The sequence below is a fragment of the Glycomyces xiaoerkulensis genome (assembly GCF_002798405.1).
In the GTDB taxonomy this organism is placed as follows: domain Bacteria; phylum Actinomycetota; class Actinomycetes; order Mycobacteriales; family Micromonosporaceae; genus Glycomyces; species Glycomyces xiaoerkulensis.
This window is the reverse complement of sequence record NZ_PGGV01000016.1, coordinates 314,582-340,163: the sequence shown is the minus strand read 5'-3', so window position 1 is coordinate 340,163 and position 25,582 is coordinate 314,582. Positions and strand designations below refer to the sequence as shown.

The following is a 25,582-nucleotide window of genomic DNA, read 5'->3' as shown; positions in this document are numbered from 1 at the left end:
CTCGCATCTGCCGGTATATGATGCGTCCTGTGACGCATTTCCGCATCGGTGAGGCCGCCGAGCTGCTCGGCGTCAGCGGCGACACCGTGCGCCGCTGGATCGACGGCGGCCGCCTCGCCGCCGACCGCGACCACCAGGGGCGCCGCCTGATCGACGGGGTGGACCTGGCCGCCTTCGCCCGCTCCCGCGCCGCCGGCCCCGTCGCGGGCGCCGATTCGACCTCGGCGCGCAACCGACTCCGCGGCATCGTCACCGCTGTGGTCAAAGACCGGGTCATGGCCCAGGTCGACCTGCAGGCGGGACCGTTCAGAGTCGTGTCGCTCATGAGCCGCGAGGCCGTCGACGAACTCGACCTCCGGGTCGGATCGGTCGCCGTGGCCGCGGTCAAGTCGACCACGGTGGTCGTCGAACGGCCCGGCGGCGCAGGCGAGAAGGAGCAACCGTGAAACGCGCCGCCGCGGCCGTGGCCGCCCTCACCGCCGCGCTGACCCTGACCGCCTGCGGCGGCGACGAGGACGGCGCGATCCACGTGTTCGCGGCCGCCTCCCTCACCGAGGCGTTCACCGAGATCGGCGAGGACTTCGAGCGCGCGAACCCGGACGCGAGCGTGGTCTTCAGCTTCGCCGGCAGCTCCACGCTGGCCGCCCAGATCGGCGAGGGCGCCCCCGCCGACGTGTTCGCCTCCGCCGACGCCGCCACCATGGACACCGTCGTCGGCGACGGTCACGCCTCCGAGGCCGAAACGTTCGCGCGCAACCGGCTCGTCATCGCCGTCCCCGAAGGCAACCCGGACGGCATCGCCGGCCTCGGCGACCTCGCCGGTCCCGGACTCCGGGTCGCCGTGTGCGCCCATGCGGTCCCCTGCGGAGCGGCGTCGCAGACCGCGCTCGAGGCCGCCGGAGTCGAACTGACCCCCGCCACCTACGAGACCGACGTCAAGGCCACCCTCGCCAAGCTCACGCTCGGCGAGGTCGACGCGGCCCTGGTCTACCGCTCCGACGTCCAGGCCGACCGGGACGGCGTAGACGCCGTGGCGTTCGCCGAAGCCGACGCGGCCGTCAACGACTACCGGGTCGCCGTCCTCACCGAGGCCGCGAACCCGGACGCGGCCGAGGCGTTCGTCGCCCACCTCGGGTCGGAGGCCGCGCTCGAGACGCTCACCGCCGAAGGATTCCGGACGCCATGACCGCCCCGGCAGCACCGACCGACCGCCGGCGGGGGCCGCACCGGCGGCGAATACCGGTCGCGCTGCTCGTCCCCGCCCTACTCGGCCTGGCGTTCCTGGTCCTGCCGCTGCTCGGGCTGCTGCTGCGCGCCCCGTGGTCGACCATGCCGGAACGACTGACCGAACCCGGTGTGCTCGCCGCGCTGTGGCTGTCGCTGCGGACCGCTACGGCGGCCACGGTGCTCAGCCTGGTGCTCGGCATCCCGCTCGCCTGGCTGCTCGCCCGCGTCGACTTCCGCGGGCGGAGCCTGGTGCGGGCGCTGGTGACAGTGCCGCTGGTGCTGCCGCCGGTGGTCGGCGGTGTCGCGCTGCTGCTGGTCTTCGGCCGCAGCGGCCCCGTGGGCTCCCGGCTGGACGAGGCGTTCGGCATCACCCTGCCGTTCTCCACCGCCGGAGTGGTCATGGCGATGACGTTCGTGGCGATGCCGTTCCTGGTCGTGTCGGTCGAAGGCGCGCTGCGCGGCGCCGACGTCCGGTTCGAGGAGGCCGCGGCGACGCTCGGCGCGGGCCGCTGGACGGTCTTCACCCGCGTCACGCTGCCGCTGATCGCGCCCGGCATCGCCGCCGGGACGGTCCTGTGCTGGGCCCGCGCCCTCGGGGAGTTCGGCGCGACCATCACCTTCGCCGGGAACTTCCCCGGCCGCACCCGGACGATGCCGCTGGCGGTGTACCTGGCTCTCGAGACCGACCTCGAGGCCGCGATCGTGCTCAGCCTGATCCTGCTGGCCGTCTCGGTCATCGTGCTGGCGAGCCTGCGCGACCGCTGGACGGCCGCCCCGTGAGCGCCGCGAGCGAGGGCCTCGACTCCCATCTGGTGGTCGACCGCGGCGCCTTCCGGCTCGACCTCGAACTGCGCGCCGCCGCCGGCGAGACCGTGGCCCTACTGGGCCCCAACGGGGCCGGCAAGACCACCGCGCTGCGCGCCCTGGCCGGACTCGAAGCGCTCTCGGAGGGGCACATCGCCCTCGACGGACGCGACCTCGACCGGCCCGGCAGCCGGCGGTGGACCGCGCCCGAGCACCGCGGCATCGGCGTCGTCTTCCAGGACTACCTGCTGTTCCCGCACCTGAACGCGCTCGACAACGTCGCGTTCGGGCCGCGCCGCCGGGGCCTGGGCCGAAGCGCCGCCCGCGCCAGGGCCGCGGCGCAACTGGATCGCGTGGGCCTGGGCGAGCTGGCGAAGCGGCGCACGCGGCAGCTCTCGGGCGGGCAGGCCCAGCGGGTGGCGCTGGCGCGGGCACTCGCGCTCGACCCGGGCCTGCTGCTGCTCGACGAGCCGCTGGCCGCACTGGACGCGCGCACCCGGCTCGACACGCGTGCCGAGCTGCACCGGCACCTCTCCGACCACCCCGGGGCGGCCGTGTTGGTGACGCACGATCCGGTGGACGCCCTGATGCTCGCCGACCGGCTCATCGTCGTGGAGGAGGGGCGGGCCGTCCAGGAAGGCGACGCCGAGTCGATCACCGCCAGGCCCCGCACCGACTACGTCGCCCGCCTGGTCGGGCTCAACCTGTACCGGGGCCGGGCCGAGGGCCACCGGCTGCGGCTGGACTCGGGCGGGGAGCTGGCGGTCGCCGATCCGCTCGACGGCGAGGCGTTCGCCGCCTTCCGGCCGAGCGCGGTGGCGCTGCACCCGCGCCGCCCGGAGGGCAGCCCGCGCAACGCGTGGCCGGCGACGGTCACCGGGGTCCACCGGCACGGCGACAACCTGCGCGTCCAGCTCGACGGGCGGCTCCACGCGGTCGCCGACGTGACCCCGGCCGCGGCCGCCCAGCTCGGGCTAGGTCCGGGCCAGCGCGTCTGGGCGGCGGTCAAGGCCGCCGAGATCCGCGCCTACCCCGCTTGAGTCGTCGGTCTCGCGGCGGTCGGCCCGGCGGACCATCGGCAGGCAGCAGGCCACGGTGGCGATGGTGCCCAGGCCGATCAGCAGGTAGGTCTGCCGGGTGGAGAGCACCTCCGCGAGGGCGCCGCCGAGGACGAAGCCGCAGAGCATGGCGGCGTTGATGATGCCGTTGACCTTGGCGCCGGCGCGCCCGCGGAAGCGTTCGGGCACGCGGCGGGCGATCGAGACCTGGGTGATCGAGTTCATCGAGGCGTTGATGAGGCCGCCGATCAGATAGAGCGGCACCAGCATGAGCACGGTCGGCAGGGGCGAGCTGAACAGCAGGGTGATCACGCCCATGCCGGTCAGCGCCCCCATCAGGAGCAGGGCGAGGCGGCCGTCGCGCGCGACGCGGGCGATGGCCGCGGCGGTGATCCAGGCTCCGGCGGCCATGCCGGCGGTCCAGGTGGCGTTGATCAGGCCGTAGGTGCTCTCGGAGGCGCCGAAGACCTCGCGGACCAGGAAGACTTCGAGGACGTTGGCCGCGCCCAGGCAGGCGATGACGGCGGCCAGCCCGATCACCATGGCGGTCAGCAGCCGGTCGCCGCGCAGGTGCCAGGCGGGCCGCTCGGTGTTCCCGGCGGGGGCGGTGTCGCGGCGGACGCCGCCGCGGCGGGTGCGGACGTCGCAGGACAGCAGGGCCCGCAGCAGGGCGCAGCTTGCCGCGACCAGGAGCGCGGCGCCGGTGCCGTGGGCGGCGACGATGAATCCGGCGGTCGCCGGGCCCGCGGTCATGCCCACCAGGTTGCCGGTCTGGACCGTCGCCACGGCGCGCGGCAGGTCCTTCGCGGTGGCGATGACCGGGACGAGCGCGCTGACGGTGGGGCTCAGCAGCACGGTGCCGGCGGCGTTGACCACGACCAGGGCCAGTAGCGCCGGGAGGTGGTCGGTGAGGACCATGCAGGTGATGGCGGCGGATTGCAGGAGTCCGCTTCCGGCCATGAGCGCGCGGCTGTCGAAGCGGTCGGCCATGTGTCCGGCGACGGGCGCGAGCAGGACGATCGGGAGGGTGGCGCAGAAGATCAGGGTGGCGACGGCGGCCCCGCCGAGGCCGGCGGACTGGAGCTGGAGGATCAGCGCGAAGTCGGCGGTGAACATGGCGGTGCCGCCGAGCAGTGAGCAGGCGGCGGTGGTGTAGAGGTCGGACCAGCGGGTGCCCTCGGGGAATGATGTGAAAGACATATTTCGAAAATACTATTTCAGATCTAAGTATAAAAGATGTTTTTCAGATTTTTTCGGGAAGCTTCGCGCCTAGGTGTGCGGGAAGATGCGGGTGAGGTAAGTGAGGATGACGGTGCCGTCTTCCTCGGTTCCCGAACGTGCGGCGTGCGCCAGGCTCTTGCGGGCGAACTCCTCGTTCAGCTCCATCAGCCGCGACCGGAACTCCTCGGCCTCCTCGATCGTGAGCCGCAACTGCCCCTGGGACAGGTTCGACAGGTCGCGCAGCTCCGGTTCGACCTGGTCCCTGACCTCCAGCCAGCGCTGGAAGCTCCGGGCGTGCTGGTCGTTGAACGCCTGGGCCATCTCCCGGCTGACGACCTTGTCGCTCTCGGGGGCGTCGGCCTCGGCCCCGATGTCCAGGGACTGGAACTTCAGTCGCCAGACCCGCTCGCGCGCGTCGCCCCGGTTCGGCGCCTCCTCCAGGTACCCGGTCTTGGCGAGCGTCCGCAGGTGATAGCTCATCGCGCTCGGAGTCATGCCCGCCGCCTCGGCTATCTCGGTGGCCGTCGCACCCTCGAAACCCTGGAGCCGGCGCCTGCTCAGGAAGTTGAAGACCTCGAGTCTCGCCGGGTGGGCCAGGGCCTTCATCCGTTCGGGATCGGTGATCCGGACGCGGGCCAGATCGGGCACCGGCGGTTCCGGCGGTGCGGGGGGCTCCGGTGGAGCGGGCGGCTCCGGATTCGAAGCAGACGTTTCAGGCATGCCTCTAGCTAACCACGCAGGTCCGCACCCGCGGCGAGCACTCAGCCGCCCGCGCCGCCCGCACCGGCGGCGCTGACGGCGACGGTGGCGGCGATCGAGGCCATGACCGCGGCCTGGGCGCCCTCGACGGCCTTCCGGGTGGCGTGGCCGCCCCACATGCCTTCGGAGATCGCCTTGAAGACCTTGCGGGCCCGCCGGTGGTCGCGCCCGGGGAGGGCGGCCTTCTCCAGGTTGAGGGCGTAGACCAGCGAGGCGAGCGCGGCGGTGCGGGCGTCGTCCGTGCCCTCGGCGTCGGCGGTGGCCGCGAGCCGGTTGCGGGCGTCGTCCTCTACGGCGGAGTCGCCGGGCAGGTGGCGGTGGAAGGGGATGAATCCGAGCGCCTTCTCCCCGCGGTGGACCAGGAGGCCGCGTGCTACGAGGCGGTCGAGGACCGCCCGGCGCTTGCCCTTGGCGGCCCGCTGGACCGCCGCCTGGGGTTTGCGGGGCCCGTCGGCGGCGAGCTTGTGCAGCGCCTGGTCCAGGAGCGGGTCGCCGGTGGGTGCGGGCTGGACGACCCGGACCTTGCCCTCGATGACGTCGATGCGTCCGGCCAGGGCCAGTTCCAGGATGGTCGCGCCGCCCAGGCCGATTTCGAGTTGGCTCGATTTGTTGAACCCGGAGGAGTCGTCGTAGGCGAGCAGGAGCACTTCGTCTAGCAGGGAGGCCATGCCGTCAGCCTAGGACGGATCGGCCGGCCGCGGGAATCACTCGTGGCCTGCCTCACGCAGGCGCCGGAGCCAGGCGGTGGAGTCGGCGAAGTCGGCGTCGGTCTGGCCCGGAGGCGCCGGGACCGGCGCGTCGGCGTGGTCGCGGCGGTAGGAGCCGAGGTAGCGGACGTCGGCGCAGATGCGGCGCAGCCCCATGAGCGCCTCGCCCATCCGGGCGTCGTTGAGGTGGCCGGCGCAGTCGAGGAAGAAGGCGTAGCGGCCCAGTCCCTCGCCGGTGGGGCGGGACTCGATGCGGGTGAGGTTGATGCCGCGGATTGCGAACTCGGTGAGCACGGCGAGCAGGGCGCCGACCCGGTCGTGGTCGATGTAGACGGCCAGGGAGGTGACGTCGTTGCCGGACGGCTCGGGAGGCGGCCCCGGCCTGACGACGTGGACGAACCGGGTCTCGGCCCTCGCGTTGTCCCCGATGTCGAAGGCCTGCACCGGAAGCCCGGCGGCCTCTGCGGTGAACGGCGCGCAGACGCAGGCGTCGGCCTCGCCGCGCCGGACCTGCTCGGCGGCCTCGGCGGTGGACAGCGCCTCGAGGGACCGCGCCGAAGGCAGTTCCCGCCGCAGGTAGCCGCGCACTTGCGCGAGGGCGTGCGGATGCGAAGCGACCGTGGCGATCTGGTCGGTCGCCTTCGCCGAGGCGAGTACGAACGTCACCGGCAGGACGACCTCGCCGGCGATCACCAGCGGGTCACCGCCGACCAGCTCGTCGACGGTGACGGTGACCGTCCCCTCCTGGGAGTTCTCCAGCGGCACGAACCCCGCGTCGACCTGCCCGCGGCGCACGGCCTCGAGCACCTCGGCGACCGAGGACATCGGGGCGGTGTGCGCGCCCTTGGCGTCGGGCAGGCGCCGCAGCGCGGCCTCGGTGAAGGTGCCGCGAGGGCCCAGGTAGGCGAACTCCATGCGCCAACGCTAGCAAGCTCGGGCTGAGACGGTTGTCTCACTGGAGCCCCGGCGTAGACGGGCGGGTTCGGGTCACGTATGCTTGTCGGGCCCGAGCGGAATTCCGCGGTGGTAAGCCCAGTGATTTCGAGATGCGGCGCTTCGCGTCGACTGTCAAGCCGCTGAGAGCCCCCATCGTCTAGAGGCCTAGGACGCCGCCCTTTCAAGGCGGTAACACGGGTTCGAATCCCGTTGGGGGTACACCGAGGCGCGGTTCCGGTCACACGGAAGCGCCTGGTATAAATTAAGAGGTCTTACGACCTTGGAGGATCTCGATCCACTCAAGGTCCCGTGGAGCAGTACGGAGTGCTCGCCGCCCTGTCAAGGCGGAGGTCGCGGGTTCAAATCCCGTCGGGACCGCAGAAATGGCCCGCTGGACGACCAGCGGGTTTTTGCTTGCCCCATCGGAACGCGCACCGCCGGTCAGCGTCGGCCTCCGGTGGGGTCCGGCGGCGGGCCCGCCTCCCCGGACTCTCTGAGCCGGGCCGCCCTGGCACGGTCGTCCTCGGTTTCGCGGACGGCTTCCTGCTCCGGGTCCTCGGGCGGCGCCTCGGTCTCCTCGGCGAAGACGTCCCAGCTGTCGACCAGGGCGCCCGCCTGCGGGTCGGCATCGTCCCGTCCCTCCTCGGAGACCTCCTCGTCCGGCTCCTCCGGGCGCTCCTCTTCCAGCGCCTCGTCCAGCGGCACCCCCGTCCGCTCCTCGGCGGGGGTCGTGCCGTGTCTGGTGACGCCCCGGTAGTCCTCGGCTTCGAGGATCTCCTCCTCGAGTGGCTGCTCGGTCCGCTCCTCGTCGTCGACGTAACCGAACGCTTCCTTCTCGTCGGCCGAGTACGGCCTGCGGTCGTCCGACATGGCTCCTCCTTCGCTCCGTACCCGGGGGCTCGGGATTGGTTACCCACGCAAACCGATTCGACTCCTCCGGCGGCGGGCGCTAGCGTGAGTCGATGACGTGGACTATCAAGCCGATCGAGCGCGAGCGCCCGCCGAACACCGGCCCCGAGCGCGACATGCTGGAGGGCTTCCTCGACTACCACCGCCGGACGCTGCTGGTCAAGAGCTCCCGACTGCCCGAGGACCGGCTCAAGCGGGCCCCGGTCGCGCCCTCGGGGCTGTCGCTGCTGGGACTGATCCGGCACCTCACCGAGGTCGAGTACGCGTGGTTCTCCCAGTGCGTCGACCGGCGGCCCGCCGACCAGATCCCGTACTACGCTCGCGAAGGCGACAGGGAGGTCGTTTTCGGCCAGGCGTCCCGCGCCGACCCCCGGGAGGCCGTCGAGCGCTACCGGCAGGCGATCGCGGACTCCCAGGCGGTCGCCGCCCGGCACGGCCTCGACGAGGTCTTCGAGCATCCGCGTTTCGGCCGCATGAGCATCCGCTGGCTGTACCTGCACATGATCGAGGAGTACGCCCGCCACAACGGCCACGCCGACCTCATCCGAGAGTCCATCGACGGCGTCACCGGGGAATAGAGCCCACCGGCGTCCGCGCGTGCCCGGGATCTTCAGAGCTCGTTCATCTGACATTCACCTTTCCCTTGAATATTGTGGTGTATGACGAAAAGCGAGCCTTTGACCCCGTTCGGAGCCGATCTGCCCCCGGACCGGTTCCTCGACCGCGAGGAAAGCTGGCTGCGCTTCAACGGCCGAGTGCTGCGCCTCGCCCAGTCCCCCGAGCTGCCGCTGCTGGAGCGTGTCCGCTTCCTGTCGATCTTCTCGTCCAACCTCGACGAGTTCTTCATGGTCCGCGTCGCCGGCCTGATGCGCCGCATCGCCACCGGCCTGCCCGTCCGCACTTCCTCGGGCAAGCCGCCCCAGAGCGTCCTCCACCGCATCGCCGCCCTCGCCCACCGGCTCAGCCTCGAGCACGCCGAGTACTTCCGCGACGAGATCGCGCCGCTGCTGGCCAAGGAGGAGATCGCGATCCTCCGCTGGGAAGACCTCGCCGAATCCGAGCGGGGCCCGGTGCACGAGCTCTTCCGCACCCATATCTACCCGGTGCTCACCCCGCTCGTCGTCGACCCCGCCCACCCGTTCCCGTACATCTCGGGCCAGTCGCTCAACCTCGCCGTCCAGGTCAGCGACCCCCGCAAGGGCGTCATCCGCTTCGCCCGCGTCAAGGTCCCGCCGCTGCTGCCGCGTTTCATGGCCGTCTCGCCCGGCCGGTTCGTGCCTCTCGAGGACGTCATCGCCGCGCATCTCGACCAGTTGTTCCCCGGCATGGACGTCCTCGGCCACCACACCTTCCGGGTCACCCGCAACCAGGACCTCGAGATCGACGAGGACATCACCGAGAACCTGCTGCAGACGCTCGAGCGCGAGCTGCTCCGCCGCCGGTTCGGGCCGGTGGTGAGGCTCGAGGTGGAGGACACCATCGACCCCGGCGTGCTCGAGCGGCTCACCACCGAACTCGACGTCGGCGACGAGATCGTCTACCGGCTGCCCGGCCCGCTCGACCTCGCCGGGCTCGGCGCCATCGCCGACCTCGACCGCGCCGAGCTGAAGTACCCGCCGTTCCGGCCCTCGGAGAAGGTGCTGCCGCCCGACGCCGACCTGTTCGGGGTGCTGCGGGAGCAGGACGTCCTCGTCCATCACCCCTACGACTCGTTCACCACCTCGGTCGAGCGGCTCATCGAGGAGGCCGCCGCCGACCCGCAGGTCCTGGCCATCAAGCAGACCCTCTACCGCACCGGCGGCAAGTCCCCGATCGTCGACGCGCTCATCAGCGCCGCCGACGCCGGAAAGCAGGTGGTGGTCGTCGTAGAGCTCAAGGCCCGCTTCGACGAGCAGGCCAACATCGACTGGGCGCAGAAGCTGGAGCAGGCCGGATGCCACGTCATGTACGGCATCGTCGGACTCAAGACACACTGCAAGCTGGCGCTGGTCGTGCGCGAGGAGAACGATGGGAGCCTGCTGCGCTACAGCCACATAGGGACCGGCAACTACCACCCCAACACCGCGCGGCTGTACGAGGACTTCGGGCTGCTCACCAGCGACCGAGCTGTCGGCGAGGACGTCAACGCCGTGTTCAACCACCTCACCGGCTACTCCCACGCCGAGGAGCACCAGCGCCTCCTGGTCGCCCCGCGTTCGCTGCGCTCGGGCCTGATCGACCGGATCGAGCGCGAGATCGAGAACCACCGCAACGGGCTCCCGGCCGGGCTGCGGTTCAAGTGCAATTCGCTGACCGACGACGACATGATCGACGCCCTCTACCGCGCCTCCCGCGCCGGAGTGCCGGTCGACCTGCTCGTCCGCGGCATCTGCGCCCTCCGCCCCGGGGTGCCGGGCCTGTCCGAGCGCATCCGGGTCCGCAGCATCCTCGGCCGCTTCCTGGAGCACTCCCGGATGTACGTGTTCGAGAACGGAGGCGACCCGGAAGTATGGTTGGGCAGTGCGGACCTGATGCACCGCAACCTCGACCGGCGCGTCGAAGTGCTGGTGCAGGTAACCGGCGATGCCCATCGGCGCCAACTGATCTCGGTGCTCGATCGCGGCATGGACGACGGGACGCGCATGTGGCGGCTCGGACCGCTGGGACTGTGGTCCCGTCCGTCCACCGGCATCGAACACCAGGAAGTCCTCATGCAGGAGCACCGTTGAACCGACCCGAGATCTTCGCCGCCGGCGCCGTGCTGTGGCGGCCGGGCCCCGGCGAGCCCGAGCTGGCGTTCATCCACCGCCCCAAGTACGGCGACTGGTCGTTCCCGAAGGGGAAGCTCAAGCGGCGCGAACACCTGCTGGCGGCCGCCCGGCGGGAGGTGTACGAGGAGACCGGCATCCGGCCCGTGCTCGGTCGGCCCCTCGCGCCGTCCTTCTACGACAAGGAGGGCCGGCTCAAGCGGGTCGACTACTGGTGCGCCACGCCCGCCGCCGAAGCGGTCGACGACGCGGTTGATCCGAGCGAAGTGGACGGTCTGGAGTGGGTGCCGCTGAGCCGCGCCGCCGAACGGCTCACGCACGAGCGCGACCGGCCGGTCCTGGCCGACTTCGCCTCGAACCCGGTGCGCCGGACGGTCCCGTACATCTTCGTGCGGCACGCCGTCGCGATGTCCAAGGCCGACTGGTTCGATCAGGACGAACTGCGCCCGCTCAACCGGCGCGGCCGCGAACGCGCCGCCGAACTGGCGGTCCTGCTGTCCGGATACCCGTCCGGGACCGCCTACTGCTCCTCCAGCGGCCGCTGCCTGGAGACGCTGCTGCCCTACTGCGCGGGCGAGGGCGTGCCGCTCATCGGCCTGCCCGAGTTCACGATCGGCGGCGCCAAGCCCGGCCGGGCGCAGCGCCGCATGGACCGGCTCATCGAGGACGGCGAACCGGCCGTCATCTGCGGCCACGGCGAGAACCTCACCGAGCTCATGGAGCACTTCTGCCACCGGCTGGGCGCCGATGCCCCGCCCGAATCCGATCTGGCCAAGGGCTCCTTCCGGGTCTTCCACACCAGCGAGGGTCGGCTGGTCGCGACCGAGCACCACGACTGACACCGTCGGCAATCCGACAAAACCGCGTCTTCGAGGTCACCCACTCGTTTTGACAGGAGGAACACCTGTCACGAAGGGACCCCTGATGCCGGGAGACGCCCACGAACTCATCGCAATGGCGATCCGGGACGAGCCTCGCACCGCCGCTTGGTTGCTCGACCTCGCGGACTTGGACCGCCGGGCCCACGTCTGCAACGGCGCCGAGACCCGCAGTGAGTCGGTCGGCTCGCCCGGGCCCACTGAGCGTCGGGCCGACGCCGTGGTTCGGCTGTCGCTGCCGAACGAATCGGACCGGATCGTCATCTGCGAGGCGCAGAACTCATGGAAGGACGAGAAGTATTACCGCCTCCCCGGGTATATGACCCGTGCGTTCGAGGATCATCGGATACCGGTGGAACTGGTGCTCATCTGCAGCGAGGACTCGCTGGCGATGCGCTACCGGAAAGGGGTGTACCTCGGCCCTGGGAACACCATGATGGTGCACGCCCTCGGCCCATCGGATTTCCCCGATCTCATCGACCCGGACTCGGTACCCAGTGTCGGGGGTGCGGTCGTGGTGGCCGCGATCTGCAAGAGACCACGGACTCGCGCACCCGAGTCGTTCATATCGACACTCGACCAGCGCCTCGGTACCATCGAAGCAGGGCGAGCCGCCGACTACGCCAAGTTCTTGCTCACGGCGCTGGCCGAGGCGCCCGCCAGGATGCTGGAGGAACTCATGCAAACCAAGTCAAGGCCCTATCACTCGGAATACAGCGACCGCCTCCGCACGGAGGGCCGGCAGGAGGGCCGACAGGAAGGCCGGGAAGAAGGCGCGGTTGAGCACGCCCGCAGCGTCCTGCTCAGGATGATCGAGACCTCCTCCGACCGCACCGCCGAGGCGCAGCGCAAGCGCATCGAGGCCTGCGACGATCTTGAGCAGCTCGACGCCTGGATCACCGAGTTCCTGGCAAAGGGTTCTGAAGCGAGCATCTTCCACCCATAGTCGCCCGAGCCTGCCGAGGGCCGGTGCGCCGGAGGCGCACCGGCCCTTCCCGTACTAGCGGCGGAGACGGATGGAGTCGAGGTAGATGCCTCCGGCCCGGAAGCGCAGGTAGAGGTCGTCGACGCCGGCGGCACCGGTCAGCGGGGCCTCGACCTCTTCGAACCGCTGCAGGTCGCCGGTGACGGGGACCGCCGCCCGCCCGAGGAGTTCGCCGTCCGGCGCGCCCCGCCGGACCTCCACCACCGGATCGGCCAGGTCGGCCCATTCGGCGGCGCTGGTGGCCGCGCGGAGCACGACCGCGGTCGCGCCCTCCAGGTTCACCTTCGTGAAGCCCACGAAGTCGCCGCGTCGCCGCGAGCCGACCGAGTGGTATCCGCCCTCGCGCGCGAGGGTGTTGAGCTTGGAGACCTCCCAGTAGGTCACGCCCTGGGCGATCGTCGCCCGCTCCCAGATGTTGCGCGTCGAGGACAGGTCGAGCTCGCCGATCGTCTCGCCTTCGATCGCCACGACCGCCTCCGGGCCCTCGGCGCCCGCGAAGAACGCGTAGCGGCCGGTCTCGACGACCCGCTTCCCGGAGACGACGTCCCAGACGAACAGGTCGTCGGGGTCGACCTCGATCGACACGCGGCGGGTCTCGCCGGGGGCGACGCCCCTGACCCGCCGGAAGCCGGCCAGTTGCCGCCGCGGGACGCGCTCGCCGTAGGCCGAATCGAGCGAGCGGGCGTACACCAGCGCCACCTCGTCCGAGGTCCGCTCCCCGGTGTTGGTCAGGTCGAACGACACGGCGAACGGCTCGGCGGCGGACGCCTGCCGCGGCACCTCGAGGCCGCCGTACTCGAAGGTGGTGTAGGTCAGCCCGTGGCCGAACGGGAAGAGCGGCTCGGCCGCCGAGTAGCGGTAGGTCAGGCCTGCGGCGATCACGTCGTACTCGAGCATGTCCGCCTGGTCGACGCGGAATTCCTCGGTCTCGGCGCCGGGTTTCGGGAGCGACTCGAGGTCGGCCGGCCAGGTCGCGGTGAGCCGCCCGGCCGGGGAGTGGTCGCCGAACAGGGCCTCGGCGATCGCGGTGCCCGCCGCCTGGCCGGCGTGGGAGGTGTACACGATCGCGGCCACGTTCGGGTCGTCGGCGGCCTCGCCGATCGCCAGCGGGTAGGACGAGACCACCACCACGACCGTCCGGCCGGGCTTGGCGGCGGCGGTCTCGCGAACCAGGTCGGCCTGGCGCGGGGCGAGGTCGAGGCCGGGGCGGTCGAAGCACTCGCGGGCGTTCATCAACGGGTGGTTGCCGACCACCACGACCGCGTAGTCGGCCTCGCCCGCGATCGCGGCGGCCGCGGCCGGGCCGTCTTCGACCAGGGTCTCGGTGAGCGGCGTCTCGGGCCGCCCCTTGGCGAGCGGGAGCGTCCCGTCCTCGGCGAGGCCGACGTGGAAGGCGTCGGCGGGCGTGATGTCGGCCTCGACGTGGTTGAGCCCGAACATGGAGATTCGGTCGCCCACGTGGCGGTAGTGGAAGTTCTGGAAGGTGAACCAGGCGTGCGCGTCGACCATCTCGTCGTCGGCGGCGACCAGGACCGGCCGGGTGTCGCCGCCGGCGGCGCCGGCCTGGTTGGTGAAGCTCGCCGGGCCGTCGCCGTGCTCGAGGATGTCGCCGGTCACGAACTTCCCGGTGCCGACGTTGCGGAACATGTACTGGTCGTGGGCCCAGTCGTAGACCTCGAAGGTCTCGTCGCGGCCGATCGATCCGGCGCGGGCCGCGAGCGTCCCATCGGCGGCCGGGGCGACGTAGTGGTCGCCGGCCCGCCAGGCGATCCGGTCGTTGCCGCGGTGGTGGGTCACGTTGCCGGCGCCGATGCGGTCGCGGATCGCCTGGAGCGGGGTGACGCGGTCGTCGACCAGGGGGCTGTAGTAGTCGCGCAGGTTCACATCGGACAGCGCTCCGAGGACGGCGACGCCGGAACCGTCCGGGAGCGGGAGCAGGTCCTCGTTGCGCAGGAGCACGAGCTGTTCCCGGGCGGCCCGGAGTGCGAGCTCGCGGGACTCGGGTCGGTCGTGCGGGGCGTCGGTCACCTCGATCCGGTTGTACGGGCAGGCGTCGCCGTCGAGGAGGCCGGTCCGCACCAGGAACATCAGCCAGTCGCGCGCGACCCGTTCGGCGTCGGCCGAGGTCAGTCCGAACAGGCCGCGCCGGACCGCCTCGGCGGCCTTCTCGCCCAGCGGCAGTTCGGAGCCGTCGCGGAAGTTCGTCTGTCCCGCCTTGAGCATCAGTCCCGAGGCGTAGACCAGGATCTCGTCGGCGTCGATCCGGCGGCCCTCCTCGGCCGCCAGAGCCGCAGGATAGGGCACGTCGCGTGCCTCGGGCGTCTCCCAGGTGTCGAACGGTGCGCCCTTGGTGGTGTTGAGGTTGACCGCGTCCCAGCCGTCGGGCAGGAACATGAACCCGTCCGGCGCCCATTCGCGCCGCAGCGTGTCCATCATGGGTCCGATGATCGCCGGTACGCCGTTGACGAGGTTGTAGGCGGTCATCGCTCCGCCGACCGCGCCGGCCTCGACCGGTTTGCGGTAGGGCACGGCCTGGTATTCGTGCAGCGCGCGCACGCTCATCGACGACGAGGTGCGGTGGCGGTGCCATTCGTGGCAGTAGCCGAGGAAGTGCTTCATCTGCGGCAGCACGCGCACGTACTCGGGGTGGGGGCCGCGCAGGCCGCGGGCGTAGGCGGTCGCCATCGCGCCGACGTGCAGGGGGTCCTCGCCGAAGCCCTCTTCGTAGCGGCCGGCCAGGGGGTTGGACCGGATGTCGGCGACCGGCCCGAAGGCGGCCAGGGCCTCGGGGTCGCGGGAGCGCATCTCGTGGGAGACGACCTCGCCGATCCGTTCGAGCAGTTCGGCGTCCCAGGTGGCACCGAGGCCGATCGCCTGCGGGAACAGGGTGGCGTTGCGGTGGTGCCCGGAGCCGTGCAGGACTTCGGCGAAGCGGTTCTGGAAAGCCGGGAGCTCGTAGCCGTCGGCGAGGGTCAGGCCCTCGGGGATGCCGCCGAAGCAGTGGAGCTTCTGCTCGTCCGACATGAGGGCGAGGATCGCTTCGACGCGTTCGGCGGTGGGCCGGGCGGGGTCGAGGTAGGTCGGTTCGGCCATGGTCTTCCGTTCGGTGGGGTGTCAGTGGCCTCCGAACATTACGACGTACGACCCGACAAATTCAAGTGGGAATCGGGGCCTCGCCCCCGACCGCTACCATCGCTCCCATGCTCCGCCCCCCAACCCCGCTCCCCGCCCTGGGCATCGACTTCGGCACCTCCCACACCATCGCGGTGGTCCGGCGACCCGACGGCAGCGTCCGGCCGCTGCTGTTCGACGGTGCCCCGCTCATGCCGTCGGCCGTGTGCGCCGGGCCCGACGGCGGCCTGCTGGTGGGCAACGACGCCCTCCACAGCGGACGCCGCCACCCCGAGCGGTTCGAACCGAACCCCAAGCGGCTCATCGACCGCGGCTCGATCCTGCTGGGCGACGACGAGTACCGGGTCGTGGACTTGATCGCCGCGGTGCTGCACGCGGTCGCCGACGAATGCCGCCGCGTGGTCGGACCGCCCCGGCAGGTGACGATCACCGTCCCGGCCGTGTGGGGCCCGACCCGCCGCCGCGTCATCGAAGCCTCCGCCGCCGCGAGCGGGCTCGGCCGCGTGCGACTGGTGCCCGAACCGGTCGCCGCCGCCACCTACTACGCCGACGCCCTCAAGCACCACATCTCCATCGGACAGTCCGTCGTGGTCTACGACCTGGGCGCCGGAACCTTCGACGCGAGCGTGGTGCGCCGCACCGCGAACGGCTTCGAAACGGTCGCGCTCGACGGCCGCGGCGACCTGGGCGGCCTCGACATCGACGCCGCGCTCATCGAGCACCTGGGAAGGACGTACGGCGAGCACGAGGCCTGGCCGCGCCTCACCGGCCCGGCCACCTCGTCCGAGCGCCGCCGCTCCCGCGAGTTCCGGGAGGAGATCCGCGGCGCCAAGGAGCGCCTCTCGCGCCACCAGCAGGTCGACATCGCCATCCCGCTGCTGGAGGTCGACGCCCACCTGACCCGCGCCGAACTCGAACAGGTCGCCGCCCCGCACCTGGAGCGGACGATCCGGGTCACGCGGGCGGTGATCGAGGCGGCCGGACTCGACCTCGGCGGCGGCTCCGGCGTGTTCCTGGTCGGCGGCGCCAGTCGCATGCCGCTGGTGGCGACCGTCCTGCACCGCGCCCTCGGCGTCGCTCCGACCGTCCTCGACCAACCCGAGGTCGTGGTGGCCGAGGGCAGCGTCCTGTGGACCGAGGCGCAGCCGCCCGCTCCGGCCCCGCCGGTTGTTCCGAACGCCGCCACCGGCCCGACCGGGGGCTCGCTGCCGCCGACCCCGACGCCGCCGCCCGATCCGCCCTCCGCAGCCGAACGGGCCGCGAAGAAACGGCGCACCAGGCGGATCGTCCTGGCGGTGGTCCTGGTCGACATCCTCATCGTCGCCTCACTCATCCTGTCCCTCCGTCCCGACGGCGACGGCGGCGACGGCGGCGACGGCGGCGACGGGACACCGGTGAACGCGTCGGTCTCGGTCGAGCTGCAGACCGAGGCGACCGCCCACGAGGGCGCGGTCAGATCGGTCGTGACCGTCCCGGACGGCCGGTACTTCACCGCCGGCCAGGACCGCACCGTCAAACGGTGGGACACGGGATCGCTCGAGGCCGAGGTCGAACTCGAATACCCCGTGTTCACCATGGCCGCCGTGCAGCATTCCGACGGCGACCCGCGGGTGGTCATCATCGACGCGCGCTTCGGGATCCACTTCTGGCACCCGGACGAATCCGACCTCGAGACCCTCTTCGAACCCGACGAGGACGCCGACCCGAGCGCGATCCGGCGGTTCAAGGTCGGTACCTACGACGGCCACGCCACGTTGGCGGCCATGAGCGACGCCGGCTACGGCGCCTTCGACCTCGAGGACCGGACCCCGCTGACCGATGGCGCCGAGTTCACCGAGGAGCAGGGCAACGGCTACTCGAACTTCGCGGTCTTCGACGACGCCATCGACGTCGTCACCGTCACCGCCGGGGGCGAACTGGTACGCCACGACGCCGAAACCGGCGAGGTCGCCGACGTCGAGTTCGAGCCTCCGACCGACTGGGACTCCGGCGACACCCCCGAGTCGCTCAGCGTCGTCAAGATCGGCGGCACGCCGCACGCCATGGTGCTCAAGGAAGGCGACTTCCACTTCTGGAACCTGGAGACCGGCGAATTCGGCTGGAGCACCGGATGGGAGCCCGACACCGGATCGCGTCTCGTCACCGAGGCCGTGACCGTCGGCGACGGCCACGCGCTCATCGCCTACGGCGGCGACAGCGGGGCCGAACTCGCCGACATCGCCACCGGCGAACCGCTCGCCGACTTCGACCGGACCGACTCGGTCGATCCGAGTCCGGTGATGAGCGCGGCAGCCGGAACCGACCGCGGGGATACGATCGCGATCACCGGTCACGACGACGGGACCGTACGGCTCTGGAAGCTCGAGGAAGGCTGAACCTTGATTGTCCTCATCATCGCCCTGATCATCGTGGCGGCCGTCGCGGTCGGCTACTGCATCTGGGCGCTGCGCCAGGAGCGGACGGCCGAGACCGTGATCGACCTCCCGGCTCCAGCCCACCGGGTGTGGGCGGTGCTGACCGACTTCCCCGCCTACGGCGAGTGGAACCCGCTCATCACCGAGATCAGCGGCCAACTGGGCGAACAGGACCGGCTCGAAGTGGCCCTCGCCCGGAAGGACGGGAAGACCGTCCGGCTCCGCCCGACCGTCCTGCGGGTCTCCCCGGCCCGGCAGATCCGCCTGCTCGCCAAGACCGGCCCCGGCGGCCTGCTCGTCGGCCAGCACTACTTGGTGCTCGAACCCAGAGAAGACGGCACCACCAGGCTCGTCCACGGCGAGCGCTTCACCGGCCTGTTGGTGCCGTGGATGCCGGACCTGGTGGCCGAGACCGAGGAGCAGTTCGACTCCATGAACGCAGCGCTCCTCGACCGGGTCAGGTTACGGACGCGGGTCGGCGCCGCGGCATCCGCCGCGGCGCCGACCCGTTTGCTGGACCCCGTGGTTTACAGCAGGCCGGCTCCCACCAGGCCGGTAGCGTCGTCGACGACGCCCTCGGGGGCGGCACCGCCGTCGAGCAGCCCGCCGACGACCGGAACGCCGCCGGTCACCGAGTCGGCGGCGCCGGTCACGGTGTCGAGCCCGGGGACGCCGCCCGCGGGGAGCTGCTCCTCGACGCCCGCCGCGCCGGCGGACTCGGCCGAGTCCGACTCCTGGTAGCCGCTGTGCTTCTTGTGGCTACCGCTCTCGTCACCGGGCATGTCGGCGTCGGCGCCGCCCTCGCAGGAGGCGTCGGCGGCACCGAGGACCGCGATGGCGTTGCCGCACACGTTGACCGGCGCCTGCACCGGCGCGTAGACCTGGTTGCCGTTGCCGAGTCCGGTGTTGTCCTGCGTGGTCAGATCCTCCACGGGACCGTCGTTCGAGGCCGAAGCCCCGCCCTCGCATTCGGCGCCGGCCGCGCCTCCGATCGCCAGCGCGTTGCCGCAGGCGTTGATGGGCGCCTGGATCGGCGCCAGCAACTGGTTGCCGTTGAGCAGTCCGGTGTTCCGCTCGCTCGTCACCGTCGAACCCGAGCCGGCCTCCTCGATGGAGGCGTTCGAGCCGCCGGTCGACCAGGCGTCGGCCGCACCGCCGACGGCCGCGGCGTTGCCGCTGATCTCGGTCGGGACCTGCACCGGCGCGTACGCCTGGGTGCCGTTCAGCAGGCCGATGTTGTCCTGCGTGGTCAGGTCGCCGCCGACGCCGCCGTTGGTGGCCTCCGCGCCGCCCTCGCAGGCCGCGTTCGCGGCCCCGAGGACCGCGGCGGCGACACCGCACACGTTGACGGGCGCCTGCACCGGGGCGACCACCTGGCTTCCGTTGACCGCGCCGACGTTGTCGGACGTGGTGATGTCATCGCCGGCCGCGTGCGCCGTACCGGCGCCGGCCACGAGGACAGCCCCCGCAGCGATAGCACCGCTCTGTGCAGTCTTGCGTGCCCATGAATTGTTCACGAACCGTCACCTTTCAGGGTTCTCGTCGTTGCATCACGTGTCCCCCGTGAAGCTCCCCGACTCCGGTCCGCGGGCGCACCCTCGGACTGGAGTGGAGATTCGTGCCGGTGAGCGGGACGCCCAGGACCGGGCCCGTGTCCTGGTCCGTACCGCTCACCGTGATCCGCCGGCCGGGGACGGAAGCGACGGTGAGATCCGTCCGAGGCCGAGGCGGTCGTCTCGCTAGAAGGGCAGCGGGACCGGAAGGCCGCCGCCGAGGTCTCCGAGCAGGTCGTCGACCGGGCTGCCCGCCGGAGCGGCACCCTGGTCGGCGGGCATGTCGGTCTGGTCGGTCCGGGCGTCGGCGGGAGCCGGAGCGGTCTGGCTCGGGGCCAGAGTATCCAGACCCGGAGCCGAATCGACCGGGAGTCCGTCCAGACCGGGCACCGCCCCGGTCGGGTTCGGCAGGCCCCCCAAGAGCTCGGGAGCCGCCTGGACGTCGTCGAGATCGGCCTGGTCGGCTTCGGCGTCGGCGGCCTCGGCGGCCGTCCCCGCGAACAGCAGAGCCCCCGTGGCGATCCCTCCGACGAAGGTCGCCTTACGCATGGCGCGCATTTCCATCTGCTATCTGTCGCCTTTCTTCAGACCACACGGGCGTCCGCGGTGCGGCTGGGGAATCAGCGCAGCGCGAGGCACCGTGAGGACCAAGTTCGTGAGTTGTCAGTTCGGTCGCAGCGAGCCGGGGCGCGTCGCGCTCGCCGGTGGCGGCCCTCAGCCGCAACCGCGCCGACTGGAACGCCGACGACGGGTCGAGGGCCGTGCACGCTGCTGGCGGTCCGGTGACACCTCCGGCCGCCGACTCCGCGGACCGTTGGCCGCGCAGCCACCCTGACTAACTGAGGAGATGCGGAAGCGGTTACGCCCGCACGCGAAGAAATTCGAAAACATCGGTGCCTTGCCGCCGACCCGACACTTTCGGACCCGTTTGCCCTAGAGAGTTACCTTCTTGTGCCGCTTGGACTCCCAGACCATCGCGGTGAGCACCAGCGCGGCGCCCAACAGCGCCAGCAGGATCGGGCCGGCCACCGGACCCGAGGGCGCCTGGAGCGCGTTCTGCTCGCTCTGCCAGGGCCACAGGGCGCGCAGCGATCCGGCCAGGAGCCCGGCCAGGACCGCCATCGTCGCTTGTCGACGGTGGTGGAGGAGCCACTGGAGGAGTTTGACGAACGAGCCCAGTCCGATCATCGCGCCGAGAGCGAAAGTCCCGATGAAGGCGAGGTTCCGGTCGTCGACGGCGTGCTGGACCGGCACGTACAGGCCCAGGGCCAGCAGCAGGAAGGAACCGGACACGCCCGGCAGCACCAGGGCGTTGACGGCGACCGCGGCGCCGAGGAACACCATCCACAGCGGCGGGTCGGACAGCTCGGCCTCCGGCAGGCCGGTGAGAAGGAACGACACGGCCGCCGCGGCCACAAGGAGCACGACATCGAGCACGCGGAACCGGTGCGGCATCATGCGGACGGGCACGGCGACCGAGACGGCGATCATGCCGAAGAACAGCCCCAGCATCGGGGCCGGGTGCGACTCCAGCAGCGGGGCGACGGTCTGCAGCGTCAGCAGAAGCACGACGGCCATGCCGGCCAGCACCGGAACCAGCAGCGGCCAGTCGACGACCTGGAGTGCCCGCAGGCCCGGGCCGAACCCCCGGCGCTTGACCGGCCCGGAGACGAGGGCGCGGGCGGCGTGCAGCAGCTCCCCGGCGGCGTCGATCAACTGGTCGTACAGGCCCACCACGAGGGCGATGGTGCCGCCGGAGACGCCCGGCACGCCCTCGGCGGCGCCGATGAGGCCGCCGCGGAGGGCCGAGAACGGGGCGGAGCGCCACGAGGTCCGCCGACGCGGACCGCCCCGGGAGGCGGGGTCGACCGGGACCGGGCCGTCGTCGGTGCTGTGGTAGATCGTCACGCCGCCAGCCTAGTCGGCCCGCATCGGAGGCGCCTCGGTCGTACGGGTGGTAATGCGCGCTCGCGAACCCGGGCACCTTGCGTTCGCGCATGTGCAGGGCCGGGCCATACTTAGTGGTAAATCGCGGAACTTACGGCTCGCACGCCCATCGTGGGGCCGGATGACTGCTCGCAAGGGCGGCGTGGAGGGAGGGCTCGATGAGTCGCACGGTCGGGCCGTACAAAGATGTCGAGACCGCTCGTGTCGAGGGCGCCTATGAGCTGTGCGAAGGCGTCGACGAGACCGGGCGGGCCGTGCACATCCTGACACTGGGCACGAGCTCCGCCCGGGACCCGGCCCGCCGCGGCCTGCTGTCGGACACGGTGGCCTGGGCCTACGCGACCGCCGGCCCGGACGACGCGCCGATCCTGGTGGCCGACCTCGAGGGCGAGCAGCCCTATGTGGTGGTGCTGCGCGATCCGCGGCTGCGCGGCGCCGACCGGATCATGGAACGGCTGCTGTCGCTCGGACCGGCGTCGGGGCCGCTGCCGGCCGGTTCGGCCCCGCACCGGCCGCAGGCACCGGCGTCCCCGGCCGGGCCGCCCTCGGCGCCTCCGATGTCGCCGGCGGTGGCGATCCCGCCTCCGAAGCGGCGCTCGCAGGTGCGGCCGATCCTGATCGGGATCGCGAGCGTGGTGGTGATGACGGCGCTGGTCGTCGGCGGTTGGATCATCTGGACGGCGCTGGCCTCGGGCGACGGCGACGGCTCGTCGGCTCCCGCGGCCGACGAGCGCGAGTCGGCGGTCGGCGAGGAAGCCCCCGAGGACGCGGCGGCGGAGGAGGCGCAGGTCCCGGAGTGGGACCCGGAGGCCTCGGACGTCGCGCTGGCCGGTGAGCCGTTCGGCGAGTCCGCGGACACGAAGGTCGTCGCCTACGAGGGCTGGCCGTTCGCCTTCCGGACGCCGGCCGACTACGAGTGCGCCCGGGACGAGGCGTCCACCGAGTGCAGTTCCGCCGGCGGGGACTCGACGGTGCTGGTGGCGTGGTCGGTGTGCGAAGGCGACTGCGGCGAGGCGGCTCGGGAGGAGCTGCGGCGGCAGCTCCCGTACCAGCCGATGCAGTTGCTCGAGAACGGGGACGCCGCCTTCTCGGTGCGGACCCCGTACGGGGAGTGGAAGGCCTCGCTGAGCGTGTTCCTGCCCGGCGGCGAGGAGACGCTGCACGTGACGGCGGTGATCGAGGCCGACCAGGAGCGGGCCGGCGAGGTCCAGCCGGTCCTCAACGACGTGTTCAACCAGGCGTGGTCGCTGCCGCGGGAGTGACCGGCGTCAGCCGCCCGACGAGTAGGCGTCCCAGGCCTGGAGGACGGCCTCGACCGCCGAGGCCGACTGCTCCGGGGGCTGGGGGACCGACGGGCCGAAGCCGGAGGCGCTCAGTATTTCCGGGTACTCGGGCAGCCCGTAGGAGCGCAGCAGGTTGTTCGCGGCCTCGCGGCGGTCGTCGTCGAGGTCGGCATCGATCAGCATCGGGTATTCGAACTGGCCCACCTGGGCCGGTCCGATCGGCTCCTGGAGCCCGGCGCCCTCCTGCTCGTTCAGGCGCCGCACCTGTGCGGCCGACATGACCTCGTAGGCGTCGTCGGAGGCCCCGGAGGCGGAGTCCTCGGTGACGCCGAACAGCACCATCCACTTCAGGCTCGCCGGGTCCTCCCGGGGGTTCTCCAGCGACACCTCGACGCCGTCGGGGGTGACCTGGTCGGTCGACTCCCCCTCGGGCAGCGCGAGACCGACCGCGCTCGAGGCGGTCGAGGTGTTGAGCACGTCCCACTGCTCGTCCAGATCCCGCTCGGGGATGTGGAGCCACAGCCCGGTCTCGGGAATCCACACGTCGGCGTCGACTTCGTCGATCTCGGTGCCTTCGGCGGCGGTCACGTCGATCTCGGCGCACACGTCGGAGCCCTTCTCGGGCGCGCCGCCTCCGGCGTCGACGAACTCCTCCAGGACCGGCGCCAGCTCGGGCGCGGCGGCCACGGTCAATGTGGTCTCGGTCCCGCACGATTGCACGTGCGCGATGGCGGCATTCAGCGTATAGGCCGTGACCGGCCCGAACACGGCCAGCAAGGCGACGCCGCCCAGAAGGCGCCGACCCTCCTTGGAGAGTCGGTGCGGTCTGCGGTGTCTGCCGGTCATGCGACCAGTGTATGGCCGGACACAACCTGAGTCGAGGTCTGCCTATTCGGTTATCCGCCCCGGCCGGGGCGACCGGCCGGGGGCGGTTCAGCGTCGACGGCGCCGCTTGGGCGGCGTCAGCAGGTCGGCGACGATCCGCATCGTTTCGGGGACGAGGCGGAAGTAGGCCCACACCCCGCGCTTGTCGCGCTCGACGACCCCGGCCTCGACCAGGATGCGCAGGTGGTGGCTGACGGTCGGCTGGGACAGGCCCAGCGGCTCGGTCAAGTCCGCAACGCAGGCTTCCTGATCGGGAGAGGCCTGGATACGGCTGATGAGCTGGAGACGGTTCGGGTCGGCAAGTGCTTTTAGGACACCTGCGATGCGCTCGGCGTCGGCAGAAGAGAGCGTCTCTCCGCTGACCGGCGAAACGGGCGTCTCGGCCTCAACGGTGACTCGCACCATGATCGCGTTCCTTCCGGATGGTTCCAGGCGGGGACCGGACGATTGGCCGCGCTGCCATCAATCCAGTTCCAACCCTGAATATGCCCTTGCGTTGTGGCCGGGCGGTAACGGCTACACTTCCGGCCCGCAAAAGGTTCGGTTCCTTGGATCCGAATGGGAGCTGCACCACGGCTCCTACCTGATCCACAACCGAGAGTACGCCGCAGTCGCCACCTGGACCAGCGATCCCGCCGGCCCGGAATTCCACGACTCGACCACTCTCGACGGGCCGTGGAGAAGCTACCAGGGCTAATATCAATACACGCCAATATTTAACCGTTTACCGGTTGCCGCCGTGAGATGGAAGTCACGCTCTGTTGGTGATGTGCGTCTCATTATCTAGAACTATCCGCTGGTCCGCAGCGTAGGGACCTCGGCAGAGAACCCCATAGGATGTTTTCCATAGAGCATCCGGCTCATAACGAGTCGTACAGGAGTATTGTAATAGTACGACGCGACTCACACCCAGAACGACAACTCCGGCCGTCCCCTGCAAACCGGACTCCGAGAGGCCGGTCCGCGCAATCGCCCGCGGACGGAGTCACTCCGGGCGCCCGGCCATTCCGGCCGCGCCGCGCGCGGCCGTTCTATCGAAAAGTCCGTTCAAAGAATGGGTCCCGTCCCCCCGGAACAATCCACCCCTTCGACTACCGCACGCGCGGCGGCGCGGTGGAATCGCGCTCGATCAGCTCGGCTTCAATGGAGAGCTGCTCGGGGAACTCACCGTCCTCCTCCACGGCCGCCTCCAGCGCTTTGGCCCCCATGTCGTGGAGCGGCAGCGCCACCGTCGTCAGCGACGGGGTCAGGTCGCGCACCACCGGGATGTCGTCGAAGCCGGCCACCGACACCTCTTCCGGGATCCGGACCCCGCCCTCCCGCAGCGCCGTGCACAGGCCGGTCGCCTGCACGTCGCTGGTAACGAACACCGCCGTCGGCAGCTCGCCGCGCTCGAGCAGCTCGCGCCCCGCCTGATAGCCCCCGTCCCGGCTGAACTTCGAGGCGACGTGGACGAGCTTCGCGTCCGACGGGAGCGCATCGGCGAAACCGTCGCGCCGCTCCCGGACGACCTGGAGCTTCTCCGGCCCCGAGACCACCGCGAAGTCGCGGTGGCCGATGCCGACCAGATGCCGGGCCAGCGCGCCGGCGCCCTCGCGGTTGGCGGGACCCACCACCCGGCCCGGCAGCCCCGGCTGGCCGACGCTGACGACGGTCGCACCGAGCTCGAGCAGGTCGGACAGGTGGTCGGCCAGCCGGCCCTCGGCCGCTTCGTCGGTGGTTCGCGAGCCGGCGACGATGACCGCGCGGGGCCGGTAGCCGCGCAGCGAATCGAGGTGCTGCACCTCCGAGTCGGGGTCGATGCCGGTGTCGGCGATGAGCACCCGGACGTTGCGGCGGGCGGCCTCGGCGAGGACGCCGCCCGCGATCTGGCCGAAGTAGGGGTCGGTCACGTCGTGCAGGAGCAGGGCGACCGTCTGCGAAGTGGACCGGGCCAGGACCTGCGCCCCGACGTTGGGGGCGTATCGCAACCGGCGTGCCGCCTCTCTCACCCGTTCGCTCAACTGATCGCTCACGCGGTGAGGGGATCCGTTGAGGACGCGGGAGGCGGTGGCCACCGAGACACCGGCGGCTCGGGCGACATCGGCCAGTCGGGCCGGCTGTTTACGTTCCATTTCGCTGAGGCTACCGACTCTCT

Annotated in this window: 22 protein-coding genes, 2 tRNA genes and 2 pseudogenes; 14 read left to right on the top strand and 12 right to left on the bottom strand. The window is 71.4% G+C overall.

Translation table 11 applies throughout. The annotated features are described in order from the left end of the window. The first annotated feature begins 29 nt into the window (after window positions 1–29). From CUT39_RS07265 to CUT39_RS07250, 4 genes are read left to right on the top strand one after another with little or no spacing between them, the layout of a single operon-like run. Window positions 30–446 carry a TOBE domain-containing protein gene (locus CUT39_RS07265; protein ID WP_100445287.1) on the top strand — a complete coding sequence of 139 codons (417 nt, stop codon included), beginning with the start codon at window positions 30–32 and terminating at the stop codon, window positions 444–446. Beyond that, complete coding sequence (modA, locus tag CUT39_RS07260; RefSeq protein ID WP_100445286.1) at window positions 443–1,186, top strand: molybdate ABC transporter substrate-binding protein; 744 nt, start codon at window positions 443–445, stop codon at window positions 1,184–1,186. Before CUT39_RS07265 ends, modA begins: the two co-directional genes overlap by 4 nt. Continuing rightward, window positions 1,183–2,007, top strand: coding sequence for an ABC transporter permease (locus tag CUT39_RS07255; protein ID WP_100445285.1), 825 nt, complete (start codon window positions 1,183–1,185; stop codon window positions 2,005–2,007). The genes modA and CUT39_RS07255 overlap by 4 nt, the downstream gene beginning before the upstream one ends. Further along, window positions 1,989–3,071, top strand: a complete 1,083-nt coding sequence (locus tag CUT39_RS07250; RefSeq protein WP_408611120.1) for an ABC transporter ATP-binding protein — start codon at window positions 1,989–1,991, stop codon at window positions 3,069–3,071. The genes CUT39_RS07255 and CUT39_RS07250 overlap by 19 nt, the downstream gene beginning before the upstream one ends. On the opposite strand, the gene CUT39_RS07245 is transcribed toward CUT39_RS07250, so the two are convergent. The 4 genes from CUT39_RS07245 to pheA form a co-directional block, all read right to left on the bottom strand. Beyond that, window positions 3,006–4,289, bottom strand: a complete 1,284-nt coding sequence (locus tag CUT39_RS07245) for an MFS transporter (RefSeq protein WP_100445283.1) — start codon at window positions 4,287–4,289, stop codon at window positions 3,006–3,008. The genes CUT39_RS07250 and CUT39_RS07245 overlap by 66 nt on opposite strands. A 69-nt stretch (window positions 4,290–4,358) precedes the next feature. Next, window positions 4,359–4,958 carry an ArsR/SmtB family transcription factor gene (locus CUT39_RS07240; RefSeq protein ID WP_198586937.1) on the bottom strand — a complete coding sequence of 200 codons (600 nt, stop codon included), beginning with the start codon at window positions 4,956–4,958 and terminating at the stop codon, window positions 4,359–4,361. 113 nt (window positions 4,959–5,071) lie between these two features. Continuing rightward, window positions 5,072–5,737: a GOLPH3/VPS74 family protein gene (locus CUT39_RS07235; protein ID WP_100445281.1), complete on the bottom strand. Its 666-nt coding sequence runs from the start codon at window positions 5,735–5,737 to the stop codon at window positions 5,072–5,074. Between the two features lie 36 nt (window positions 5,738–5,773). Next, window positions 5,774–6,691: a prephenate dehydratase gene (pheA, locus tag CUT39_RS07230; protein WP_100445280.1), complete on the bottom strand. Its 918-nt coding sequence runs from the start codon at window positions 6,689–6,691 to the stop codon at window positions 5,774–5,776. Window positions 6,692–6,858: 167 nt separating this feature from the next. Here pheA and CUT39_RS07225 point away from each other — a divergent pair. After that, window positions 6,859–6,931: transfer RNA gene (locus CUT39_RS07225), tRNA-Glu, on the top strand. An 84-nt stretch (window positions 6,932–7,015) separates the two neighbouring features. Then, window positions 7,016–7,090: transfer RNA gene (locus tag CUT39_RS07220), tRNA-Asp, on the top strand. Between the two features lie 63 nt (window positions 7,091–7,153). Here CUT39_RS07220 and CUT39_RS07215 read toward each other — a convergent pair. Next, complete coding sequence (locus tag CUT39_RS07215) at window positions 7,154–7,582, bottom strand: hypothetical protein (RefSeq protein ID WP_100445279.1); 429 nt, start codon at window positions 7,580–7,582, stop codon at window positions 7,154–7,156. A gap of 92 nt (window positions 7,583–7,674) precedes the next feature. Between CUT39_RS07215 and CUT39_RS07210 the strand changes: the two genes are divergently transcribed. The 4 genes and pseudogenes from CUT39_RS07210 (at window position 7,675) to CUT39_RS07195 (ending at window position 12,192) form a co-directional block, all read left to right on the top strand. Next, complete coding sequence (locus CUT39_RS07210; RefSeq protein ID WP_100445278.1) at window positions 7,675–8,199, top strand: DinB family protein; 525 nt, start codon at window positions 7,675–7,677, stop codon at window positions 8,197–8,199. Between the two features lie 81 nt (window positions 8,200–8,280). Then, window positions 8,281–10,369, top strand: a pseudogene (locus CUT39_RS07205) (RNA degradosome polyphosphate kinase); the annotation flags it as partial. Beyond that, on the top strand, window positions 10,359–11,207 hold the full coding sequence (locus CUT39_RS07200) for an NUDIX hydrolase (RefSeq protein WP_408611119.1): 849 nt from the start codon (window positions 10,359–10,361) through the stop codon (window positions 11,205–11,207). The pseudogene CUT39_RS07205 and the gene CUT39_RS07200, both read left to right, overlap by 11 nt. Before the next feature lie 85 nt (window positions 11,208–11,292). Further along, window positions 11,293–12,192 carry an RpnC/YadD family protein gene (locus CUT39_RS07195; protein WP_100445275.1) on the top strand — a complete coding sequence of 300 codons (900 nt, stop codon included), beginning with the start codon at window positions 11,293–11,295 and terminating at the stop codon, window positions 12,190–12,192. 54 nt (window positions 12,193–12,246) lie between these two features. Here CUT39_RS07195 and CUT39_RS07190 read toward each other — a convergent pair whose 3' ends face one another. Continuing rightward, on the bottom strand, window positions 12,247–15,324 hold the full coding sequence (locus CUT39_RS07190) for a glycoside hydrolase family 3 protein (RefSeq protein WP_100445274.1): 3,078 nt from the start codon (window positions 15,322–15,324) through the stop codon (window positions 12,247–12,249). A 107-nt stretch (window positions 15,325–15,431) separates the two neighbouring features. Between CUT39_RS07190 and CUT39_RS07185 the strand changes: the two genes are divergently transcribed. Further along, window positions 15,432–17,738: an Hsp70 family protein gene (locus tag CUT39_RS07185; protein ID WP_100445273.1), complete on the top strand. Its 2,307-nt coding sequence runs from the start codon at window positions 15,432–15,434 to the stop codon at window positions 17,736–17,738. Between the two features lie 33 nt (window positions 17,739–17,771). Next, a pseudogene (locus CUT39_RS21070) lies at window positions 17,772–18,164 on the top strand (SRPBCC family protein); the annotation flags it as partial. Window positions 18,165–18,304: 140 nt separating this feature from the next. Here the strand turns inward: CUT39_RS21070 and CUT39_RS07175 are convergent. From CUT39_RS07175 to CUT39_RS07165, 3 genes are all read right to left on the bottom strand, one after another. Continuing rightward, entirely contained in the window at window positions 18,305–19,294 is a 990-nt protein-coding gene (locus tag CUT39_RS07175; RefSeq protein WP_100445271.1) for a chaplin, read from the bottom strand. Window positions 19,295–19,516: 222 nt separating this feature from the next. Continuing rightward, window positions 19,517–19,888: a hypothetical protein gene (locus CUT39_RS07170; RefSeq protein WP_157930528.1), complete on the bottom strand. Its 372-nt coding sequence runs from the start codon at window positions 19,886–19,888 to the stop codon at window positions 19,517–19,519. Between the two features lie 375 nt (window positions 19,889–20,263). Then, window positions 20,264–21,238 (bottom strand): DUF368 domain-containing protein, encoded by a 975-nt coding sequence (locus tag CUT39_RS07165; RefSeq protein ID WP_198586935.1) that lies wholly within the window; start codon window positions 21,236–21,238, stop codon window positions 20,264–20,266. A gap of 197 nt (window positions 21,239–21,435) precedes the next feature. Between CUT39_RS07165 and CUT39_RS07160 the strand changes: the two genes are divergently transcribed. Further along, a complete protein-coding gene (locus CUT39_RS07160; RefSeq protein WP_100445269.1) occupies window positions 21,436–22,539 on the top strand; it encodes a hypothetical protein in 1,104 nt (367 codons plus the stop codon). A gap of 6 nt (window positions 22,540–22,545) precedes the next feature. Here the strand turns inward: CUT39_RS07160 and CUT39_RS07155 are convergent, their stop codons facing one another. Together CUT39_RS07155 and CUT39_RS07150 are read right to left on the bottom strand one after the other, a co-directional pair. After that, window positions 22,546–23,406 (bottom strand): hypothetical protein, encoded by an 861-nt coding sequence (locus CUT39_RS07155; protein ID WP_157930527.1) that lies wholly within the window; start codon window positions 23,404–23,406, stop codon window positions 22,546–22,548. A gap of 87 nt (window positions 23,407–23,493) precedes the next feature. After that, entirely contained in the window at window positions 23,494–23,850 is a 357-nt protein-coding gene (locus CUT39_RS07150; protein ID WP_100445267.1) for an ArsR/SmtB family transcription factor, read from the bottom strand. On the opposite strand from CUT39_RS07150, the gene CUT39_RS07145 reads away from it, so the two are divergent. Then, window positions 23,849–24,142, top strand: coding sequence for a hypothetical protein (locus CUT39_RS07145; RefSeq protein ID WP_157930526.1), 294 nt, complete (start codon window positions 23,849–23,851; stop codon window positions 24,140–24,142). The genes CUT39_RS07150 and CUT39_RS07145 overlap by 2 nt on opposite strands. Window positions 24,143–24,536: 394 nt before the next feature. Here CUT39_RS07145 and CUT39_RS07140 read toward each other — a convergent pair whose 3' ends face one another. Further along, window positions 24,537–25,559: a LacI family DNA-binding transcriptional regulator gene (locus CUT39_RS07140; protein ID WP_100445265.1), complete on the bottom strand. Its 1,023-nt coding sequence runs from the start codon at window positions 25,557–25,559 to the stop codon at window positions 24,537–24,539. Between the last annotated feature and the right edge of the window lie 23 nt (window positions 25,560–25,582).

Coding starts and splice junctions, on each gene's coding strand:
- CUT39_RS07255 (WP_100445285.1), top strand. CDS start 1,183: ATGACCGCCCCGGCAGCACCGACCGACCGCCGGCGGGGGCCGCACCGG.
- CUT39_RS07245 (WP_100445283.1), bottom strand. CDS start 4,289: ATGTCTTTCACATCATTCCCCGAGGGCACCCGCTGGTCCGACCTCTAC.
- CUT39_RS07235 (WP_100445281.1), bottom strand. CDS start 5,737: ATGGCCTCCCTGCTAGACGAAGTGCTCCTGCTCGCCTACGACGACTCC.
- pheA (WP_100445280.1), bottom strand. CDS start 6,691: ATGGAGTTCGCCTACCTGGGCCCTCGCGGCACCTTCACCGAGGCCGCG.
- CUT39_RS07215 (WP_100445279.1), bottom strand. CDS start 7,582: ATGTCGGACGACCGCAGGCCGTACTCGGCCGACGAGAAGGAAGCGTTC.
- CUT39_RS07210 (WP_100445278.1), top strand. CDS start 7,675: ATGACGTGGACTATCAAGCCGATCGAGCGCGAGCGCCCGCCGAACACC.
- CUT39_RS07195 (WP_100445275.1), top strand. CDS start 11,293: ATGCCGGGAGACGCCCACGAACTCATCGCAATGGCGATCCGGGACGAG.
- CUT39_RS07190 (WP_100445274.1), bottom strand. CDS start 15,324: ATGGCCGAACCGACCTACCTCGACCCCGCCCGGCCCACCGCCGAACGC.
- CUT39_RS07185 (WP_100445273.1), top strand. CDS start 15,432: ATGCTCCGCCCCCCAACCCCGCTCCCCGCCCTGGGCATCGACTTCGGC.
- CUT39_RS07170 (WP_157930528.1), bottom strand. CDS start 19,888: ATGCGCGCCATGCGTAAGGCGACCTTCGTCGGAGGGATCGCCACGGGG.
- CUT39_RS07160 (WP_100445269.1), top strand. CDS start 21,436: ATGAGTCGCACGGTCGGGCCGTACAAAGATGTCGAGACCGCTCGTGTC.
- CUT39_RS07155 (WP_157930527.1), bottom strand. CDS start 23,406: ATGACCGGCAGACACCGCAGACCGCACCGACTCTCCAAGGAGGGTCGG.
- CUT39_RS07145 (WP_157930526.1), top strand. CDS start 23,849: ATGATCGCGTTCCTTCCGGATGGTTCCAGGCGGGGACCGGACGATTGG.
- CUT39_RS07150 (WP_100445267.1), bottom strand. CDS start 23,850: ATGGTGCGAGTCACCGTTGAGGCCGAGACGCCCGTTTCGCCGGTCAGC.
- CUT39_RS07140 (WP_100445265.1), bottom strand. CDS start 25,559: ATGGAACGTAAACAGCCGGCCCGACTGGCCGATGTCGCCCGAGCCGCC.